The 19,765-nt window shown below is 71.2% G+C and carries 16 protein-coding genes; 13 read left to right on the plus strand and 3 right to left on the minus strand.

The genetic code is table 11. The features are described 5' to 3' along the window. Positions 1 to 28: 28 nt before the first annotated feature. Positions 29 to 268: a hypothetical protein gene (locus NE234_RS36035; RefSeq protein ID WP_252785423.1), complete on the minus strand. Its 240-nt coding sequence runs from the start codon at positions 266 to 268 to the stop codon at positions 29 to 31. 2 nt (positions 269 to 270) lie between these two features. Next, positions 271 to 462, minus strand: coding sequence for a hypothetical protein (locus NE234_RS36040; protein WP_252785424.1), 192 nt, complete (start codon positions 460 to 462; stop codon positions 271 to 273). Positions 463 to 564: 102 nt separating this feature from the next. Here NE234_RS36040 and NE234_RS36045 point away from each other — a divergent pair, with 102 nt between their 5' ends. The 3 genes from NE234_RS36045 to NE234_RS36055 all read left to right on the plus strand — a co-directional run bounded on the left by NE234_RS36045 (position 565) and on the right by NE234_RS36055 (position 2,766). After that, positions 565 to 1,227, plus strand: a complete 663-nt coding sequence (locus tag NE234_RS36045) for an HAD family hydrolase (RefSeq protein ID WP_252785425.1) — start codon at positions 565 to 567, stop codon at positions 1,225 to 1,227. 70 nt (positions 1,228 to 1,297) lie between these two features. Next, positions 1,298 to 1,552 carry a hypothetical protein gene (locus NE234_RS36050; RefSeq protein ID WP_252785426.1) on the plus strand — a complete coding sequence of 85 codons (255 nt, stop codon included), beginning with the start codon at positions 1,298 to 1,300 and terminating at the stop codon, positions 1,550 to 1,552. Positions 1,553 to 1,791: 239 nt separating this feature from the next. Next, a complete protein-coding gene (locus tag NE234_RS36055) occupies positions 1,792 to 2,766 on the plus strand; it encodes an acetylserotonin O-methyltransferase (RefSeq protein WP_252785427.1) in 975 nt (324 codons plus the stop codon). Between the two features lie 171 nt (positions 2,767 to 2,937). Here NE234_RS36055 and NE234_RS36060 read toward each other — a convergent pair whose 3' ends face one another. Further along, the gene (locus NE234_RS36060) at positions 2,938 to 3,819 is read right to left on the minus strand and encodes a GNAT family N-acetyltransferase (protein ID WP_252785428.1); all 882 of its coding nucleotides are present in this window, start codon (positions 3,817 to 3,819) and stop codon (positions 2,938 to 2,940) included. A 171-nt stretch (positions 3,820 to 3,990) separates the two neighbouring features. Between NE234_RS36060 and NE234_RS36065 the strand changes: the two genes are divergently transcribed. From NE234_RS36065 to NE234_RS36110, 10 genes are all read left to right on the plus strand, one after another. After that, positions 3,991 to 4,497: a DUF6912 family protein gene (locus tag NE234_RS36065; protein ID WP_252785429.1), complete on the plus strand. Its 507-nt coding sequence runs from the start codon at positions 3,991 to 3,993 to the stop codon at positions 4,495 to 4,497. A 41-nt stretch (positions 4,498 to 4,538) separates the two neighbouring features. Continuing rightward, positions 4,539 to 5,174, plus strand: coding sequence for an HAD family hydrolase (locus NE234_RS36070; protein WP_252785430.1), 636 nt, complete (start codon positions 4,539 to 4,541; stop codon positions 5,172 to 5,174). A gap of 89 nt (positions 5,175 to 5,263) precedes the next feature. Beyond that, entirely contained in the window at positions 5,264 to 6,892 is a 1,629-nt protein-coding gene (gene pruA, locus NE234_RS36075; RefSeq protein WP_252785431.1) for an L-glutamate gamma-semialdehyde dehydrogenase, read from the plus strand. Positions 6,893 to 6,990: 98 nt separating this feature from the next. Then, positions 6,991 to 7,518: a methane monooxygenase/ammonia monooxygenase subunit B gene (locus NE234_RS36080; RefSeq protein ID WP_252785432.1), complete on the plus strand. Its 528-nt coding sequence runs from the start codon at positions 6,991 to 6,993 to the stop codon at positions 7,516 to 7,518. Positions 7,519 to 7,604: 86 nt separating this feature from the next. After that, positions 7,605 to 8,315, plus strand: coding sequence for an HAD family hydrolase (locus NE234_RS36085; protein WP_252785433.1), 711 nt, complete (start codon positions 7,605 to 7,607; stop codon positions 8,313 to 8,315). An 87-nt stretch (positions 8,316 to 8,402) separates the two neighbouring features. Further along, positions 8,403 to 10,379 (plus strand): acetoacetate--CoA ligase, encoded by a 1,977-nt coding sequence (locus NE234_RS36090; RefSeq protein WP_252785434.1) that lies wholly within the window; start codon positions 8,403 to 8,405, stop codon positions 10,377 to 10,379. A 249-nt stretch (positions 10,380 to 10,628) separates the two neighbouring features. Continuing rightward, positions 10,629 to 12,470: a serine/threonine-protein kinase gene (locus tag NE234_RS36095; RefSeq protein ID WP_252785435.1), complete on the plus strand. Its 1,842-nt coding sequence runs from the start codon at positions 10,629 to 10,631 to the stop codon at positions 12,468 to 12,470. A gap of 367 nt (positions 12,471 to 12,837) precedes the next feature. Continuing rightward, a complete protein-coding gene (locus NE234_RS36100; RefSeq protein WP_252785436.1) occupies positions 12,838 to 17,769 on the plus strand; it encodes an NAD-glutamate dehydrogenase in 4,932 nt (1,643 codons plus the stop codon). A gap of 107 nt (positions 17,770 to 17,876) precedes the next feature. Then, positions 17,877 to 18,788, plus strand: coding sequence for a hypothetical protein (locus tag NE234_RS36105; protein ID WP_252785437.1), 912 nt, complete (start codon positions 17,877 to 17,879; stop codon positions 18,786 to 18,788). Between the two features lie 15 nt (positions 18,789 to 18,803). Continuing rightward, complete coding sequence (locus tag NE234_RS36110) at positions 18,804 to 19,757, plus strand: hypothetical protein (protein ID WP_252785438.1); 954 nt, start codon at positions 18,804 to 18,806, stop codon at positions 19,755 to 19,757. The last annotated feature ends 8 nt before the right edge of the window (positions 19,758 to 19,765 follow it).

The following is a 19,765-nucleotide window of genomic DNA, read 5'->3' on the forward strand; positions in this document are numbered from 1 at the left end:
GCCCGGCTTCGGCGGGGCCCGTTCCGTTTCAGCCGCGTAGGTAGGCGGTGAGTTCCTCGGTGGTCATCTCGTCGAAGCGCCGCAGGGCCACGGCGAGGAAGCGGAGCTGGTCGGTGTCGCTCGTCGCCACGCAGACCTGGCCGCCGGCCCATCGCCACAGCGGCAGCCCGCCGGTGTCCGGCGCCGCCGACCAGCCCTGCGGCGGCGCCGGGAGGTCGGCGTCGGCCCGCTGCCGCCGTTGCAGGCTCATCCGCGCGGCGGCCGTCATCGTCACATTCCTCGCCGCAGCGGGACGCAGACGACCTTGCTGATCACGCGGATCAGCTCGTCGATGTCGTCGACGGCGAGGAGCCGGGATGAATCGTCGAGCCGGCCGATCGGGACGCCCCAGGACCAGTGCCACCGGAGGTGATCCTGGACATCGGGTCTACAGATGATTCTCTCGCTGAGGTGATTGCTCACCCCGTGAATGAGGATTTCCGCCCCGTACTGCTCGGCGTTCAGCCCCGCCGCCTGGTAGAACCCCGTTCGGTTCTTGGGGAGCGGTGGCTTACGATCGGCTTCGTGACGGTTCGCGGGCTCATCACCGACTGGGGCGGCGTGCTCACCACGCCGCTGAAAGAGACGATCACGGCGTGGATCGAGGCGGACGACATCGATCCCGACGCCTACAAGCTCGTGATGAAGGAGTGGGTGACCCAGGCGTACGCCGGTGACGGCGCGGTCAACCCGATCCACGGGCTGGAGGACGGGTCGCTGAGCCCCGCCGAGTTCGAGCGGCTGCTGGCCGAGCGGCTGCGGACCCGGACCGGCACGGCGGTGCCCGCCGACGGGCTGCTGACGCGGATGTTCCTGGCGTTCGAGCCGGTCGAGCCGATGTACGACGCGCTGCGTAACGCGAAGGCCGCCGGTGTCCGTACGTGCCTGCTGTCCAACTCGTGGGGCAACACCTATCCGCGCGAGCTGTTCGCCGAGATGTTCGACGCGGTCGTGATCTCCTCGGAGGTGCGGCTCCGCAAGCCGGACCCGGCGATCTTCCACCACGCGCTGGAGCTGATCGGGCTGACGCCGGAGGAGTGCGCGTTCGTCGACGACATCGAGCACAACGTCCGCGCGGCCGAGGAGCTCGGCATCACCGGCGTGCACTACGTGGACGCGGAGAGCACGGTCGTGCGGCTGGAGGGGCTGCTCGGCATTCCGCTCGGGGACGGCGGGAAGCGGCCTTAGAGCCTGCCGACAAAGGGGTTCGCACCCGCTGCTGGCCCGGCTGAGGGAGAAGTTCTCCACCGTCGCCCTGGTGTGGGCCGACGGATGCTATGCCGGACGTCTGGTCACCTGGGCTCGCGACGTGCTGTGCCTGGCCGTCACCATCGTCGCCTGGATCGCCAAGGAGAAACTCCGCGACGCACTCAACCTGCGCGCCCGCATCACCGGCTCCACCCCACCCGAACGCCAGGTCCGCGACGCACTGGCCCGCTTCTATACCTGGCGCGCCGACCACGACGACATCGGCGAACTCCTCTTCTGCTGGGCGCACGAAACATCGAGCTAACGGACGTCCCAGAAAATGGGGGTGTGCGCGGGACTTGCTCGCTTATAGCGTTCTACCGCCCGGGTCTGGTCGGGACGAAGTCACGGGTTCATGCTGGATGACGGGCCCGGTGGCACCGGACCGGAGCGCTAGTTCGTATGAGAACGCCTGTGTGATTGTCGCGGGCGGAGTCCTCGCCTTCGCCGAAGAAACGGGGGAGTATTATGCCCACTACAGAAGAAGTGCCCGAGTCTGGGCAGATGATTCAGATGCTCGGGGCCTTCCAGATATCACAAGCGTTGTATGTCGTGGCCAAGCTCGGCCTGTCGACTGCGCTTGTGGATGGCCCGCGGACAGTCGAAGATCTCGCAGCGGCGACCGGCGCGAAAGCAGACGTGATCGGGCGCATCATCCGCGTCCTGGCGCCGATGGGAGTATTCCGAACCGATGGCGGCAAGGTCGAGAGCACGGCTCTCGGCCTGACCCTCGCCGAGGGATATCCCGGCTCGGTCCGCGACGCTGCGCTGTTCTGGATGGAATCGCACTACGCGCCGTTCGGTGAGCTCCTGCACACCGCGATGACGGGAGAAAACGCGGCGACCCATTACTACGGTAAGCCGTTTATGGACTGGACCTCCAGCAACCCTGCCATGGCCGACATCCAGACCCGCACCATGGCAAGCCTCACCCACGCCCTGCGAGCCGGGATGTTCGAGGGCTACTCGCTGCCGGAAGGAAACCTTGTTGCGGATATCGGTGGTGCGGATGGGTCTATGATCTGTCAGTTCCTGGCACGCGAGCCGGACCGGCGGGGCATCGTCTTTGACCGACCCGAGATCGTGCCTTCGGCGCGGAAAGTGCTGGCCGACCACGGGTTGGCGGGCCGTGTAAGCATCCAATCCGGAGACTTCTTCGAGTCCGTGCCGACAGCGGACGTATACATCCTGTCCTATGTCTTCCACGATTGGGACGACGAGTCCTGCCTGCGGATCCTGCAGACCATCAAGAACGCCGCGGCTCCTGGCGCGCGTCTCGTGCTCGTCGAATCCGTGATCCCGCCCGGCGACACTCCGCATCCCGCCAAACTCATCGACCTCACCATGCTGGCCATGACGACGGGACGCGAGCGCACAGCCGGGGAATATGAGCGCTTGCTAGCCGCTGCCGGATTCACCATGGACGGGATTGTCCCGAGTCCCACCATGTTCTCGTTTATCGAAGCGACCCTTCCGTAGCACCGACCATCCGGTTCAACGGCTTATCTTGGTTTGTCGGAGTTCAGTTGTTGGCGGGGGCCGAGGCGGCCGCTGAGGTGTTGTCTACGCATCTCGGTGGCCAGGAGCCCGTGGTCGTCTGTTCACACGCTTGCGGCTTTCACGAGCACTTAAGCCTTCGTCAGCAGGCTCTTAGAGGTCGAGTTGGTACTCGTAGGCCGTGTGCGTCGGCGTGTAGCCGAGCGAGTCGTTGATGCGCTGCATGTAGGGGTTGTCGTCGGCGGTGTCGGTGAGCAGGCCCCCGAGTTGGGGGTACCGCTCACGGGCCTGCCGGATCGAAGCGGCCTTCATCCATAGGCCCAGGCCGTGCCCGCGATGCTCAGGAAGAACGCCGGTGCCGTAGTGCTGGGCATCGCCCTTGCCGTCGCCGGGGACGACCAGCTCGGTGAATCCGGCGACCGCGCCATCCGTCTCGCTGATGGCGACGACGGTGTGCAGGCGGTCGCCCCGCTTCTCGACGGCGGAAGCGGCGGCCCGAACCCGCTCCAGGTCCCAGGTCACCGTGCCGAAATCGATGCTGCCCATCGGCATGTCGTCCATGGCGTGACGTGACACCACGAACGTCTCGGCGAGTTCGTCGGGGACCGCGCCGTCCCATGACGCCAGCCGGTACCCGGGATGCGGCTGTTCAATGATCTTGACGAGAGTCGCGATGTCCGCATCGGAGAGCGGCAGCCGGGTGTAGGTCAGGGTCAGGACTTTGCGGAAGCCCCGGGCGGACAGGAACCGCTCACCGGGAGAGCCGGCCGTGGCCTGGGTGATCACGCACCGCCGGCCGTCTTCACGTGCGGCGGCGACGACCGCGTCAAGGAGGCGGGAGCCGGTGTGCCTGCGCCGCTCCGCCGGATGGACGTTCAGCTGCAACTCGGCGAGGTGGTCCTGCCCGGCCGCGGTGAAGAGGCGAAGGAACGCCGAGCCGACGGGGGCGTCGTCGGCGTCGGATGCCAGCCATGCCAGGCGGCGATGGGACGGATCGGTGTCCGGGTCGATCAACGCGGTGATGCGGACGGGCAAGACGTCTCCAGGGGGAAAGGGGACGACGGAACCTGGGAAAGCCCAGGTCGGCCGAGGGCCCGCCGAAGGTAACCCCCTCGCCGGCGGAGCGGCAAAGGCTTTTCCGTCCTGCGGGTGTCGGCCGGATAGGCCGCGCATCGGCGGTCCCGTGCTGGCACACTCTGCAGGGACATGCGCGTTTATCTACCGTCCACACTGAACGGCCTGGCCCGGATCCTCCGCGATCGGGAGCTCGGGCCGGTGCCGCTGACCGCCTACGCCGTGACGCCGGCGCTGCGCGAGTGGTACGCCTCCGCGGACCTCGAGGAGCTCGAGTACGCCGCGATGTCGGACGCCGCGAAGGCTTCCCTCCGGCTGCTGGCCGCGGATCCGGAGGCGCCGTCCCGCCGGGTCGTCATCGCCGCCGAGGTTCCCGACACGCTCGTGACCTCCGTCGTCGGTGACCTGGTCGACGCCGATGACCGGGCCGTCGTACGGATCTCCGAGACGATCCCGTTCAGCCGGATCGTGTCCGGGCACATCGACGACGCCGAGGCCGAGCCGGACGTCCGCGCCGCGCGCGCGGCGATCGAGGCGGCCGACGCGGGCGACGACGACGCGATGTTCACCGTCGACGGCGCCGCCGGGCACGACCTCATGTGGTACGCCACGCAGGAGCTGCGTCACCTGGTCCCATGAGGTTCCGGCCGGCGAGCGGGCTGGCTTATGCTCGATTGGCTATGGCGCACATCGTTTGGGACTGGAACGGCACCCTCTTCGACGATCTCGACGCGGTCGTGGACGCGACGAACGAGATCTTCGTTTCGTACGGCCTGCCGATGGTGGACCTGGCGGGGTTCCAGGCGGTCTACACGCGTCCGATCTGGGCCTGCTACGAGCGGCTGCTCGGGCGTGAGCTGGAGCAGGGGGAGTGGGAGCGGCTCGACGCGGCGTTCCACGACTCCTACCACCGGCTGATGGAGCGCTGTCGGCTCGCGGCGGACGCCCGGCACGCGATCGACGCCCTGAGCGACGCCGGGCACACCCAGTCCCTGCTGTCGATGTGGCACCACGACCGGCTGACCGTCGCGGTGCGCCGGTACGGCATCGGTGAGATCTTCCGCCGGGTCGACGGCCTGCGCCCGGAGGAGGCCGGCGGGTCGAAGGCGGAGTTCATGGTCCGCCACCTGACCCGGCTCGGGGTCGACCCGTCCGAGGTCGTGGCGATCGGGGACAGCGTGGACGACGCCGTGGCCGCCCGGCACGCGGGGGCGCGCGCGATCCTGTACGCCGGGGGGATGCAGGGGCGGGCCGAGCTGGACCGTTTCGGGGTTCCGGTGGTGGAGCGGCTCACCGAGGTCTCCGCGTACATTTGACCTGCGCGGTCCTCACGAGGGGCCGCGTCCACGATCCTCACCCGGATCATTCTGACGACGCTGTCACGAACTGCGGGGAGAGCTGTCTCATGGACGCTGTCACGAACGTACCGGTCCCCGTGAACGAGCCGGTGAAGGCGTACGCCCCCGGCGGCCAGGACCGGACCGGCCTCGAGGCGAAGATCAAGGAACTCGCCGGCGAGCGGATCGACCTCACGATGACCATCGGCGGTGAGCAGCGGCTCGGCGGCGGACGGCCCGTCGACACGGTGCAGCCGCACAAGCACCGGCACGTCCTCGGCCAGGCCCGTGAGGCGACCGACGACGACGTGCGCGCGGCCATCGAGGCCGCGAGGCGGGCCGCGCCGGGCTGGCGGGCGCTGTCGTTCGACGACCGCGCCGCGATCTTCCTCAAGGCCGCCGACCTGCTGTCCGGCCCCTGGCGGAACACCTTGAACGCCGCGACCATCCTCGGCCAGTCGAAGTCGGTGCAGCAGGCCGAGATCGACGCGGCGTGCGAGTTCATCGACTTCCTGCGCTTCAACGTCTCGTTCGCGCGCGAACTCTACGCCCAGCAGCCGATCAGCTCGCCGGGCGTGTGGAACCGCGCGGAGTACCGGCCGCTGGAGGGCTTCGTCCTGGCGATCACGCCGTTCAACTTCACGGCGATCGCCGGGAACCTCCCCACCTCCGCCGCGCTCATGGGCAACGTCGTGGTCTGGAAGCCGTCGCCGACGCAGCAGTTCGCGGCGCACTTCACGATGCGCCTGCTGGAGGCGGCCGGCCTGCCGCCCGGGGTGATCAACCTGGTCACCGGCAACGGCGAGGCGGTCTCGAACGTCGCGCTGCGGCACCCGGACCTGGCGGGCATCCACTTCACCGGCTCCACCGCGACGTTCCAGCACCTGTGGCGCACCGTCGGGGAGAACATCGCCGGCTACCGCACCTACCCCCGGCTCGTCGGCGAGACCGGCGGGAAGGACTTCGTCGTCGCCCACCCGTCGGCCGACCCGCGCGTGCTCTCCACCGTGCTGATCCGCGGCGCGTTCGAGTACCAGGGCCAGAAGTGCTCCGCCGCCTCCCGCGCGTACGTCCCGCGCTCGGTGTGGAACACCATGCGCGACGACTTCCTCGGCACGGTCGAGTCCCTGACGATGGGCGACGTCGCCGAGGACCTGTCGGTGTTCATGGGCGCCGTGATCGACGACCGGGCGTTCGCCAAGCACCGGGCCGCGATCGAGCGGGCCCGCTCGCATGACGCCATCGACATCCTGGTCGGCGGCGGCCTCGACGACTCCGAGGGCTACTTCGTCCAGCCGACGGTGCTGCAGAGCGCCGACCCGGAGGACGAGATCTTCACGACGGAGTACTTCGGCCCGATCCTCGGCGTCCACGTCTACGACGACGCCGACTACGACACGGTGCTCACCCAGATGGAGAACGCCGCGCCGTACGGTCTGACCGGGTCGGTCATCGCCCAGGACCGCCGGGCCATCGCCGAGGCGTCGGAGAAGCTGCGGTTCGCCGCGGGCAACTTCTACGTCAACGACAAGCCGACCGGCGCGGTCGTCGGGCAGCAGCCCTTCGGCGGGTCGCGGGCCAGCGGCACCAACGACAAGGCCGGCTCGATCTTCAACCTGACGCGATGGGTGAGCACGCGCGCGGTCAAGGAGACGTTCGTGCCGCCGACCGACCACCGGTACCCGCACATGGGGTGATCGCCTTCGCGCCTCCCGGCGAGTAACCTGGCCTGTGACCAGGCAGAACGCGTGACGCGTAGGACAGACCGGGGGGCTGTGTGCGGCGTCTGGCGTCAGTGGCCGCCCTCGTGGGCTGCGCGGCGGCGGCCGGGTACGCGGTGAAGGCGCTCACCGTGCCCGAGCCGCGGCCCGCCCGTGTCGTCGACGCCGACGGGGACGCCGACCTCGCCCACCTGTCGATCCGGGCCGATCCGCGGCTGGTCCCGGTGACCGGTCACCGGCTCGTGCCCGGACGCCCCGCCCGGTACACCTTCACCGTGACCAACGCGGGCCCGGAGGCCGTCCGTCACGTCGTGGCGCGCAGCGTCAAGGTCGCGGCGCCCGGAACCGACGACCGGCTGGCCGTCGTGTCCGTCAGCGATCCGTCGTGCTGGGGGATGGGCCGGGTGGAGTGCATCTTCCAGCGGCTGGGCCCGGGGGAGACCAGGACCGTGCGCGTCGTCGTGAACACCCCGGACGACCGGCCCCCGCGCGGGCGGATGACGATCAACACGTTCCTGGGCCGGTTCACCGGGCCGGTCGGCGGGACGATCCCGCTCGAGGTGATCGGCGAGGTCAGGGCGACCACGGGGCGGTTCCCCTGACGCCGTGACCGGCCGGGTTTGCGCGGACGGGCCGGGGCCCTTCACGATTGACCGGCCCCCTGTGTTGACCGTGTGCGGAGACCGTGATGCCTCGTCTGGTGCTGTGGAACGTCGATCACACACTGGTCGACGTCGGCAAGGTGACCCGGGAGGCGTACGCCGAGGCGTTCGAGCGCGTGACCGGGCGGCCGCTCGTCCGCCTCGCGCCGACCGCCGGGCGCACCGAGTCGGAGATCATCTTCGAGACCCTGGCGTTCAACGACGTCGCCCCGACCGAGGATCACCTGCCGGAGTTCATGGCCGCGCTGGCCGACGCGTTCGAGGCGCGCAAGGGCGCGGTCCGGGGCGCCGGGCGGGTGCTGCCGGGCGCCCGCGAGGCCCTCGCGGCGGTGGCCAAGCGGCGCGACGTCGTGCAGTCGGTGCTGACCGGCGCGATCCGGCCGAACACCGTCACCAAGCTCAAGGCCCTCGGCCTGGCCAAGTACCTCGACTTCGAGGTCGGCGGGTACGGCTCGGAGACCTATCCCAAGGCCGCCCTCGTCGAACTGGCCCGCACCCGCGCGGCGGAGCGGCACGGCGGCGTGATCGCCGAGTCCGCGACCGTGCTCGTGGCCGACTCGCCGCGCGACGTGCAGGCGGCGAAGATCGCCCGGGCGAAGATGATCGCGGTCGCGACGGGCACGGCCACCCAGGCGGAGCTGCGCGGCGCGGGCGCCGACGTGGTGCTGCCGAGCCTCACCGAGACCGGCGCGGTCGTCGCCGCGATCGAGGAGCTCACCGCGAGCCCACAGGCGTGACCGGAGAGTCGGGTGGGAACCCGACATTGCGATCGGTGGCCGCCCCCGTGAATGCTGGGTGCCACGAGAACGTGAGGAGGCCGTGCCGTGTCCGTTGCCGAGGGTGACCTGTTGTGGGAGCCGTCCGAGGAGGTCCGCCGCAGCGCCCGTGTCGCCCGGTTCATGCGAGAGCGCGGGTTCGGCTCCTATGACGAGCTGTGGCGCTGGTCCGTCAGCGACATCGGAGAGTTCTGGGACGCGATCTGGTCCTCCTTCGGCGTGCTGGGTGACCGCGGCGACGGGCCGGCGCTGGAGAGCGCCGAGATGCCGGGCGCGCGCTGGTTCCCCGGCGCGACGCTCAACCACGCGCGGAACGCCCTGCGCCGGGCCGAGGAGGACCCCGGCGCCACGGCGGTGGTCTTCCGCACGGAGGCCGACGACGGTTCCACGGCCGGCGAGGGCTCCGACGGGCGGGCCCGCTCGCGGACGCTGACCTACGGGGAGCTCGCCGCCGAGGTCGCCGAGGTGCGCGCCGGGCTGCGGGCGCTCGGCGTCGGCCGGGGCGACCGCGTCGCGGCGTACGTCCCGAACATCCCCGAGGCCCTGGTCGCCTTCCTCGCGACCGCGTCCCTGGGTGCGGTCTGGTCGTCCTGCTCGCCGGACTTCGGCGCGCCGAGCGTGATCGACCGGTTCACCCAGATCGAGCCGAAGGTGCTGATCGCGGTGGACGGCTACGCCTACAACGGCAGGCGGTTCGACCGGTCCTCGGTGGTCCGCGACATCGAGGCGGCACTGCCCACGCTGACGGCCACGGTCACGATCCCGTACCTCGACCCGGACGCGGAGGCGATCGGGGAGGGCCGTGCGCTCCGGTACGCCGAGCTGCGGTGCTCCGGAGAGCCGCTCGCCTTCGAGGAGGTGCCCTTCGACCACCCGCTGTGGATCCTGTACTCCTCGGGCACCACGGGCCTGCCCAAGCCGATCGTGCACGGCCACGGCGGCATCGTGCTGGAGCACCTCAAGGCCCTCACCTTCCATCAGGACCTCGGCCCCGGCGACGTGTTCTTCTGGTACACGACGACCGGCTGGATGATGTGGAACTACCTCGTCGGCGGCCTGCTCGTCGGCGCGACGATCGTGCTGTACGACGGCGCGCCCGGCGGCGACGCGCTGTGGCGGCTGGCCGCCGAGACCGGGGTCACCTACTTCGGGGTCGGCGCGCCGTACGTCCTGGCGTCGATGAAGGCGGGCCTCGACCCGGGCCGGACGCATGACCTGTCCCGGCTGCGCGGGATCGGCTCGACCGGCTCGCCGCTGCCGCCGGAGGGGTTCGGCTGGCTGTACGACCACGTCGGCCGGGACGTGCTGGTCGGCTCGTTCTCCGGCGGCACGGACGTGGCCACCGGGTTCGTCGGGCCCTGCCCGCTGCTGCCGCTGCGCGCCGGCGTCATCCAGTGCCGCGGGCTCGGCGCGAAGATCGAGGCGTACGACGAGAAGGGCGAGCCGGTCGTCGACGAGGTCGGGGAGCTCGTGCTCACCGCGCCGATGCCGTCCATGCCGATCTACTTCTGGAACGACGAGGACGGCGAGCGCTACCGCGACTCCTACTTCGGGGTGTACGAGGGCGTCTGGCGGCACGGCGACTGGATCAAGGTGCTGCCCGACGGCGGATGCGTGATCTACGGGCGGTCCGACTCCACCCTGAACCGCGGCGGCGTCCGCATGGGCACCGCCGACTTCTACCGCGTGGTCGAGGGCTTCGACGAGATCGCCGACTCCCTCGTCGTCGACACCGGGCAGCTCGGCGCGGAGGGCCGGCTGCTGCTGTACGTCCAGCTCGCCGAGGGGGCCGACCTGTCCGAGGACCTGGTCGGCCGGCTGCGCGCCGCCCTGCGCTCGACGCTGTCGCCCCGGCACGTGCCCGACGAGATCCGGGTCGTGCCCGGAGTGCCGCGCACGCTGTCCGGTAAGAAGCTGGAGGTTCCAGTCCGTAAGATCTTGCTCGGCACGCCCATCGACAAGGCGGCGAATCCGGACGCGATGGCCAACCCCGAGGTACTGCGCCACTTCACTCCGGATTCCTGACCAGGAGCCGGGCGCGTCTCTCGTACGAGACATGTCCGTCACCTGCCGCGACCCGCCCTGGGCACGCGGAGTCGGTGGGGATATGTTCGGCAGATGCGGTTCGTCGCCCATGCTCCGATCGGCGAGCCGGCAGGGGAGTGAACGACCCCGGCCGGCCGGCCGAACCAGCGGGACATCGACCGCATCTCAACCGATATGCCCGACCGTGGGGACGGTCGGCGGGGAGCGACGGAAGGGATGCGGTCGGCCATGGACCGGACTGCGGTGGACCATAATGCGAATCCCCTGCAGCCAGGTGATCCTCGGCGGCTGGGGGAGTACGAGGTCGTCGGACGGCTGGGGAGGGGCGGCCAGGGCGCCGTCTTCCTGGGTAGATCCCCCGAGGGCGCGCAGGTCGCCATCAAGCTGCTCCACCCCGAGCTCGCTCAGGACACCAAGGCACGGACCCGCTTCGAGCGTGAGGTGACCGCCGCCAAGCGGGTCGCGCGGTTCTGCACCGCGCAGGTGCTCGACGCCGACGTCGCGGGGGACCGCCCGTACATCGTCAGCGAGTACGTCCCCGGGCGTTCGCTCTACGACGTGATCAAGGAGAGCGGGCCGATCGGCGGCGCCGCGCTGGAGCGGCTCGCGATCGGCACGGTCACCGCGCTCGTCGCCATCCACCAGGCGGGGGTCGTCCACCGCGATCTCAAGCCGCACAACGTGCTGCTCGGCCCCGACGGCCCCCGGGTGATCGACTTCGGCATCGCGCGGGCGCTCGACGGCACCTCGACCGTCTCCAGCCGGGTCGTCGGCACTCCCGCCTACATGGCTCCCGAGCAGATCCGCGGCGAGACGGTCGGACCGCCCGTCGACATCTTCGCGTGGGCCGCCACGATGGTCTTCGCGGCCACCGGGACCCCGCCGTTCGGCAGCGACATGATCTCCGCGGTGGTCAACCGGATCCTGACCGAGGAGCCCCGGCTCGGCGACCTGCCGGCGCCGCTGCACGCGCTGGTCGCCGGCTGCCTGGAGAAGGACCCGGAGAAGCGGCTCACCGCCGACGCCCTCCTGCTGCGCCTGCTCGGCGGCGGTGAGCAGGCCCAGCGGCAGGAGTCCTCCCCGACCAAGGTGCTGCCGCCCGTCGCCACCATGGCCGGCGCGGGTCCCCTGACGGTTCCCGCCGACCTGCTCGAGCACGCGGCCACGGTCGCCGCCCAGCGGACCCCGCCCGGCGGCACGGCCCTCGCCGGCGCGCCGGGTTCCGGCGCCACCGGACCGAAGTACCCCGTCGCCGCCAAGTACCCCGTCGCGGGAGTGGAGCGGACGCCCACCGTCGGGGTGGGGGAGCGCACCGAGCCGGTCACGCCGCCCGTCGCCGGGACCCCGGCCCAGCCGCCCTACGCCGGGGAGGCCGCCCAGGCACCGTACGCCGGGCAGTCGGCCCAGGCGCCCTTCGCCGGGGAGGCGACCTCGCCGGTGCTCCCGCCCGTGCCCGGCGCCGCGCCGGTCCCCCACGGGCGCTGGTCGGAGCTGTCCCGTGGCCGGCGGAGGCTCGCCGCCGCCGGAGCGGCGGTCGTCGCGGCCGCGGCGGTCGTCGTCGCGCTGGCCCTGGCCTTCAACGGGAACGACCGCGCCGGGCAGAACACCGGCTACAACCCGAACGGCACGCAGGGCCACGTGTCCCCCTCCCAGAGCAGCCAGGACAACCACAACGTGCCGGTCGACGTGCCCTCCTCGCACCAGTCGCACCCGACGTCGACGCCGACGGACACGCCGACACCGACGGACACACCGACGCCGACCTACTCGCCCACGCCGACGGACACCCCCACACCGACCCACACGTCCACCCCGACCCACACGTCGACCCCCACCAGCGGGACCGGAGGCGGATCGAGCACCGGAACCGGCGGCGGAACGGGCTCGGGCCACACCGGCGGCGGCACGGGGACCGGGGGAGGAACGGGAACCGGCGGCGGAACGGGCACCGGTACGGGATCAGGCGGCGGCACGGGGACCGGCGGGTCCGGTGGGACCGGTCAGGACGTGGGCTCCCAGAGCACGCCCGGCGGCCACTCCGGCGCCACGACCAGTGCCGGAGGCGCGTGACCGGGTCTCATCCGGGTCGGACAATCTCCGTTTTCGCGTTAACCTGGCCGCCGTGAGCACAACACCACAACGGCGTGGTGCGGCCGCGTTCGCTTCCGGCGTGTCCGGACACGGATCCCGCGTGCCCGGGCGTAGCTTCGTAAACGACGACCCCCGGCGACTCGCCGAAGATCTTCTCGAATCCGACGAGATCAGTGGCGCTGCGGCGCCCCCCGCACGGCCGGCCATCCCACGGAATCACCGTCCCCGTGGCCGACCGCGTTCCCGACCCGTCCTGGCGGGAACAACGGTCGCCGAGCCCGCGACCACGTGAAGCACTGAATCTGCGAAGGTATTGAGGGAGACTTGGAATGAGGGGCGAGGGCGCATGAGCGCGAGTGCCAACGTCAGCGGCACCGCCGGACTCGACGACGCCAAGGACGAACTGCTGGAGCGCGCGGCACGGGCGTGCACGCACACCCCGGGCGTGCGGCAGGACGCCGGGGACATCCTCGGCTACCTGCGGGCGTACTACCGCCACGTCGCGCCGGAGGACCTGCTCGACCGCGACCCGGTGGACGTGTGCGGTCCCGCGATGGTGCACCGCCACCTCGGCGAGGAGCGGCCGCAGGGGCGCGCCAACGTGCGGGCGTTCACCCCGACGATCGAGGAGTACGGCTGGGACCCCGGGCACAGCGTCGTGCAGGTGGTCACCGACGACATGCCGTACCTCGTCGACTCGGTGGTGATGGAGCTCAACCGGCACCGCCTCGCGACGCACCTGATCGTCCACCCGCAGCTCAGGGTCACCCGGGACGTGACCGGCAGCCTCCAGCGGATCGGCGCCGGCGACGGCCTCGTGCTGGAGGAGTCCTGGATCCACATCGAGATCGACCGGCAGAGCGACCGGGTGCTGCTGGACGAGCTCGAGGCCGACCTGCAGCGGGTGCTGGGCGACGTGCGCGCCGCCGTCGAGGACGAGCAGAAGATGCGCGCGCTGGCGGGCGCGATCGCGGTCGAGGTGAACGAGACGCGGCCGCCGCTGCCGGACCGGGAGATCATCGACGGCGTCGAGCTGCTGGACTGGCTGGCCGACGACCACTTCACCTTCCTCGGCTACCGCGAGTACAAGCTGGAGGACGGGCCGGACGGCGAGCAGCTGCGCGCGATCCCCGGCACCGGCCTGGGCATCCTGCGCTCCGACCAGGCGGAGTCCACGAGCTTCGCGTCCCTCCCGCAGCAGGTGCGCTCGAAGGCGCGGGAGCCGCAGCTGCTGATCCTCACCAAGGCCAACTCGCGGGCGACCGTGCACCGCTCCGCGTACCTCGACTACGTCGGGGTCAAGAAGTTCGGGGAGAACGGTGAGGTCGTCGGCGAGCGCCGCTTCCTCGGGCTGTTCACCCACACCGCCTACAGCGAGAGCATCGAGCACATCCCGGTGCTGCGGCACAAGGTGGAGGAGGTGCTGAGCCACGCCGGGCTGGCCGCCGACAGCTACGACGGCAAGGACCTCATCGAGATCCTCGAGACCTACCCCCGCGACGACCTCTTTCAGATCTCCGTCGCCGAGCTGCTGCCGATCGCGCTCGGCGTGCTGCGGCTGCGGGAGCGCAAGCAGCTGAAGCTGTTCGTCCGCAAGGACGAGTACGGCCGGTACATGTCGTGCCTGGTCTTCCTGCCCCGCGACCGGTACACCACGCAGATCCGGCTGCGCATCCAGGACATCCTGCTCAAGGCGTACGAGGGCATCTCCGTCGACTACAGCGCGATGGTCGGCGACTCGATCCTCGCCCGCCTGCACGTCGTCGTCCGGGGCGAGCGGGGCCGCCCGCTGCCCCAGGTGGACCCGGCCGACCTGGAGCGGCGCCTGATCGCCGCGACCCGGTCCTGGACCGACGACCTCGCCGAGGCGATCGTCCAGCAGTGCGGCGAGGAGCAGGCGAGCGCGCTCACCCGGCGCTACACCGACGCGTTCCCCGAGGGCTACAAGGCCGACTTCCCCGCCCGTACGGCGTGCGCCGACCTCACCCGGCTCGAGGAGCTCACCGAGCCCGGCGAGATCTCGATCAACCTGTACGAGCCGTACGACGCGCAGGCCGGCGAGCGCCGGCTGAAGATCTACCGGCTCGGCCCGCCGATCTCGCTCTCCCAGATCCTGCCGCTGCTGCAGGAGATGGGCGTCGAGGTCGTGGACGAGCGGCCGTACGAGATCGCGCGCGCCGACGGCCGCGAGGCGTGGATCTACGACCTGGGCCTGCGGTACGACCCGTCGCCGGACGTGGACGAGACCGAGGTCAAGGGGCTGTTCCAGGAGGCGTTCGAGGCCCTTTGGGACGGCAGGGTGGAGAGCGACCGGTTCAACGCGCTGGTGCTGCGCGCCGGCCTGGACTGGCGGTCCGCCATGGTGCTGCGCGCGTACGCCCGCTACCTGCGCCAGACCAGGACGACCTTCAGCGAGCGGTACATCGAGGAGGTGCTCGTCGCCAACCCGCGCGTCGCCCGCCTCCTGGTCCGGCTGTTCGAGGCGCGGCTGGACCCGCGCCTCAACCACGCCGGCGACGACCGGTCCGCCGCCGCCCACGAGGAGCTCGCGGCGGCCATCACCGAGGAGATCGAGGGCGCGCTCGACGCGGTCTCCAGCCTCGACGAGGACCGCATCCTCCGCAGCTACCTGGCGATGATCCGCGCGACGCTGCGCACGAACCACTACCAGCGGACCGCCGACGGCAGGCCGAAGCCGTACCTGTCGCTGAAGTTCGACCCCGAGGGGATCCCGGACCTGCCGCAGCCGCGCCCCAAGTTCGAGATCTTCGTGTACTCCCCGCGCCTGGAGGGCGTGCACCTGCGGTTCGGGTCGGTGGCCCGCGGCGGCCTGCGCTGGTCCGACCGCAAGGAGGACTTCCGCACCGAGATCCTCGGCCTGGTCAAGGCGCAGGCGGTGAAGAACACCGTCATCGTCCCGGCGGGCGCCAAGGGCGGGTTCGTCTGCAAGCGGCTGCCGGACCCGAGCGACCGCGAGGCGTTCCTCGCCGAGGGCGTCGCGTCGTACAAGCAGTTCATCAGCGGCCTGCTCGACATCACCGACAACCTCGTCGGCGGAGAGGCGGGGGTGGGCACCCGTAAGGGGGCCGGCCAGATGCACGTCGTGCCGGCGCCGGACGTGGTGCGGCACGACGGGGACGACACCTACCTGGTCGTCGCGGCCGACAAGGGCACCGCGACGTTCTCCGACATCGCCAACGAGGTCGCCGCGTCGTACGACTTCTGGCTGGGCGACGCGTTCGCCTCCGGCGGCTCCGTCGGCTACGACCACAAGGCGATGGGCATCACGGCGCGCGGCGCGTGGGAGTCGGTGAAGTACCACTTCCGCGGGCTCGGCGTGGATGTGCAGAAGGAGGACTTCACCGTCGTCGGCGTCGGCGACATGTCCGGTGACGTGTTCGGCAACGGCATGCTGCTGTCCGAGCACATCAAGCTGGTCGCCGCGTTCGACCACCGGCACATCTTCCTCGACCCGGACCCCGACCCGGCGGCGTCGTTCCGGGAGCGCACGCGGATGTTCGCGCTGCCGCGCAGCTCCTGGGCCGACTACGACTCCTCGCTGATCTCCAAGGGCGGCGGCGTGCACCCGCGCACCGCCAAGCGGATCTCGATCACCCCGCAGGTGCGCGCGGCGCTCGGCATCGACGACGGGGTCACGGCGATGACCCCGCACGAGCTGATCCACGCGATCCTGTGCGCCCCCGTCGACCTGCTGTGGAACGGCGGGATCGGCACGTACGTCAAGGCGTCGAACGAGAACAACGCCGACGTCGGCGACCGGGCCAACGACGCGCTGCGCGCCGACGCCACCGAGCTGCGCTGCAAGGTGATCGGCGAGGGCGGCAACCTGGGGCTCACCCAGCGGGCGCGGATCGAGTTCTCCCTCGGCGGCGGGCTGGTGAACACCGACTTCATCGACAACTCCGCCGGGGTGGACACCTCCGACCACGAGGTCAACATCAAGATCCTCCTCGACCAGGTCGTCCGCGACGGAGAGATGACCCGCAAGCAGCGGGACGCGTTGTTCCTTCAGATGACCGACGAGGTGGCCGACCTCGTGCTGCGCGACAACTACCAGCAGAACGTCGTGCTCGCCGCCGCCCGCACGCAGGCCTCCTCCATGCTGCACGTGCACGCCCGCCACCTGCGCAAGCTCGAACGCGACGGCAAGCTGAAGCGGCGGCTGGAGGACCTGCCCGACGACAAGGCCCTCGCCGAACGGCGGCAGGCGGGCCTCGGCCTGACCGGCCCGGAGTTCGCCACGCTGCTCGCCTACAGCAAGCTGACGCTGGAGGAGGAGATCCGGGCCTCCGACCTGCCGGACGACCCGCACCTCGCCACCCGGCTCGTGGAGTACTTCCCCACGCCGCTGCGGGAGCGGTTCCGCGACTACATGGACCGGCACCCGCTGCGCCGGGAGATCATCTCCACGTCCGTCGTGAACAGCCTGGTCAACAACAGCGGCACCACCTTCGCGTTCCGGATGAACGAGGAGACCGGCGCCTCGGCCTCCGACATCGCCCGCGCCTACCTGGTGGCGCGCGCGGTGTTCGACATGCCGCGGTTCTGGGGCTCGGTGGACGCCCTGGAGTCCCAGGTCGACACCGCCACGCAGATCCGGATGCGGCTGGAGGCGCGCAAGCTGACCGAGCGCGGCGCCCGCTGGCTGCTGCACAACCGGCGGATGCCGTTCGACCTGAAGGAGACGGTCGACTTCTTCGCCGGAGGCGCGGCCATCCTCGCGCCGCAGCTGCCGAAGCTGCTCACCGGCCGCGACTTGGCGGGCTTCGAGGAGCGGCGGGACCGCTTCGCCGAGGCCGGCGTGCCGGGCGAGCTGGCCGAGCAGGTCGCGATCATGGTCCCGGCCTACTCCACCTTCGACCTGGTGGAGATCGCGCACAGCACGGGCCGCCCGCTCGAGGAGGCCGCCGAGGTCTACTTCGACCTGGCCGAGCGTCTGCAGATCGCCCGGCTGCGCGAGCGCGTCATCGCGCTGCCGCGCGACGACCGCTGGCAGTCGATGGCCCGGTCGGCGCTGCGCGACGACCTGTACGCCGCGCACGCCGCCCTCGCCCGCGACGTGCTCGCCACCAGCGAGCCCGGCGCGGATCCCGAGGAGCGCCTGGCGATCTGGGCCGAGAAGAACAGCGCCGCGGTCTCGCGCGCGGGCCAGACCCTCGGCGAGATCTGGGAGAGCGACAGCTTCGGCATCGCGACCCTGTCGGTGGCGCTGCGCGCGATCCGCACGCTGGTGACCGCCAGCACCCTGCCCGGCTGAACCCTGCCGGCGGGAGACGCTCCGGTGGTCGCCGGGGCGTCTCTCCGCCCGATGATTCTTTCCGGATTCGCACAGTGATCGAATGATCACTGTGCGAATCTGTCGGCATGCTTCGACACCTCACCGCCCTGACGGTCGTCCTGCTGCCCCTGGCCGCGTGCGCCGGTTCCCCGGCGATCGCCGCGCCCGCCGTGGCCAAGGACCGGGCCGCGCAGCTGCTCGCCCACTACCAGTCCGTCAACAACCGGGCCAACGGCTCGTCCGACGACAGGCTGCTGGCCACGGTCGAGACCGGCGCCCAGCTCGACATGGACCGCGCCGAGTACCGGCGGCGCGCGGCGGCCAGGGAGAAGTACGCGCCGTTCGTCTACAGCGCCCCGGCCTACTACATCCCCCGCGAGACGGGCTTCCCCAAGTGGTTCGCGGTCGTCGCCACCGCGGGCAGGACTCGGCACGCCCTGGTCTTCACCCAGGAGCGGCCCGGCGGCGCCTGGCTGCTCACCGCGGACCCGTTCCCCGCCGCGACGATCACCGGCGTCGCCCTGGACAAGGACGGCTACGCCACCGCCGTGGCCCCCGACGACGGCAAGACGGCGCCCGCGCCGGGCAAGATCGCCGCGGTGCACGCCGCCACGCTGACGCGCGGCACGTCCGGCATGGCCCCCGGCCCGTACACCGACCAGGCGCACGACGCGCTGGTCAAGGCGGAGGCCGCGCTCAAGCGCCGGGGCGTGACGCTCACCTCCGACTTCCGGCCGGACCGCCAGCAGGCGTTCGCGTTGCGCACCACCGACGGCGGCGCGCTCGTCTGGTACGTCGTGCGGCAGAGCGAGAGCTACGACCTGGCCAGGCCGGGGCTCATCGGCAACGGCGGCGACCTGGCCGGCCTGATCAACGGGAAGGTCCGCCGGCACCTGGACACGACCGCGCTGACGCAGTACCTCGCCGTGGTCCCTCCGCAAGGCGCGGCCAAGGTCGTCGGAAGCTACCGGAAGGCGATCCAGGCCACCGCGTCCTAGCGATAAGTTCCTGGCATGCGTCACCGCCGTGTCGCGCCGGCCGTGCTGGCGATCCTCCTGCTCGCCGCCTGCCAGGACGGCCACGACGACGGCGACGCCGGGGGCGACACCGCCGTTCCCGCCGTCTCGGCGGACGCCTCGGCGCAGGTCCTCGCGGCCTACGTACGCCACTACAACCGGGCGGTCACGGCGGGTGACGTCAAGGAGTGGCGGGAGGTGGGCACCGACGCGATCGGCGCCACCGCCGAGGCCGCCCTGCGCCTCGGCGGCGGACGGCCACCGCGCACCGGCGCGATCTCCCTGCGCAACCCCGTGATGTACGTCCCGCGGCTGCGCGGCACGCCCCGGTGGTTCGCGGTGTCGGCGCTGGAGCGTAAGGGCGGCACCGAGCGCCCGCTCTTCGCGGTGTTCGTGCAGAAGAACGCGAAGTCGGCGTGGAGACTGTCGAGCCGGGTCTACTTCCACGGGGATCCGCCCCGGATCGCCACGGACGAGCAGGGCTACGCCGTCGCGGTCGACCCGGGTGCCGGCACGCCGGCGACGACACCGTCCGCGCTGCCGGCGGCGCACGCCGCGTACCTCGACCGCGGAAACGACGGGTCGATCGTGCCGGGTGACACCGCCCGCGCCTGGCGGACCGCCGAGGCCAGGCAGGAGCGGCAGCTACGTGATCACGGGGTGACCGTCTCCGGCCGGTCCGCGCCCACCGGCTACCCCGTCTACGCGCTGCGGACCGACGACGGCGGCGCCATCGTGTCCTACTCGCTGCGCCGCACGACCACCTACACGGCGACCGGCAGCGGCGACGTCGCGGTCCTGCCCGCGGACGTCCGCACCTACCTCCACGGCAGGTCCGCGCACCGGGTGACGGCGACCTGGGTGTGGCGGGCCGTCACCTACCTGCCCGTACGAGGCCGGGCGACGGTGCTGATCGAGGCCTTCGACCTGGCCTCCGCCCAGGCGTCCTGAGATCCGGA

The organism is Actinoallomurus rhizosphaericola, assembly GCF_024055675.1.
GTDB classification, from domain to species: domain Bacteria; phylum Actinomycetota; class Actinomycetes; order Streptosporangiales; family Streptosporangiaceae; genus Actinoallomurus; species Actinoallomurus soli.

Bases quoted from the DNA above. Each gene is read 5' to 3' on its own strand.
- NE234_RS36035 (WP_252785423.1), bottom strand. From the start codon at position 268: ATGACGGCCGCCGCGCGGATGAGCCTGCAACGGCGGCAGCGGGCCGAC.
- NE234_RS36055 (WP_252785427.1), top strand. From the start codon at position 1,792: ATGATTCAGATGCTCGGGGCCTTCCAGATATCACAAGCGTTGTATGTC.
- NE234_RS36065 (WP_252785429.1), top strand. From the start codon at position 3,991: ATGCGCGTTTATCTACCGTCCACACTGAACGGCCTGGCCCGGATCCTC.
- NE234_RS36070 (WP_252785430.1), top strand. From the start codon at position 4,539: ATGGCGCACATCGTTTGGGACTGGAACGGCACCCTCTTCGACGATCTC.
- pruA (WP_252785431.1), top strand. From the start codon at position 5,264: ATGGACGCTGTCACGAACGTACCGGTCCCCGTGAACGAGCCGGTGAAG.
- NE234_RS36085 (WP_252785433.1), top strand. From the start codon at position 7,605: ATGCCTCGTCTGGTGCTGTGGAACGTCGATCACACACTGGTCGACGTC.
- NE234_RS36095 (WP_252785435.1), top strand. From the start codon at position 10,629: ATGGACCGGACTGCGGTGGACCATAATGCGAATCCCCTGCAGCCAGGT.
- NE234_RS36100 (WP_252785436.1), top strand. From the start codon at position 12,838: ATGAGCGCGAGTGCCAACGTCAGCGGCACCGCCGGACTCGACGACGCC.
- NE234_RS36105 (WP_252785437.1), top strand. From the start codon at position 17,877: ATGCTTCGACACCTCACCGCCCTGACGGTCGTCCTGCTGCCCCTGGCC.
- NE234_RS36110 (WP_252785438.1), top strand. From the start codon at position 18,804: ATGCGTCACCGCCGTGTCGCGCCGGCCGTGCTGGCGATCCTCCTGCTC.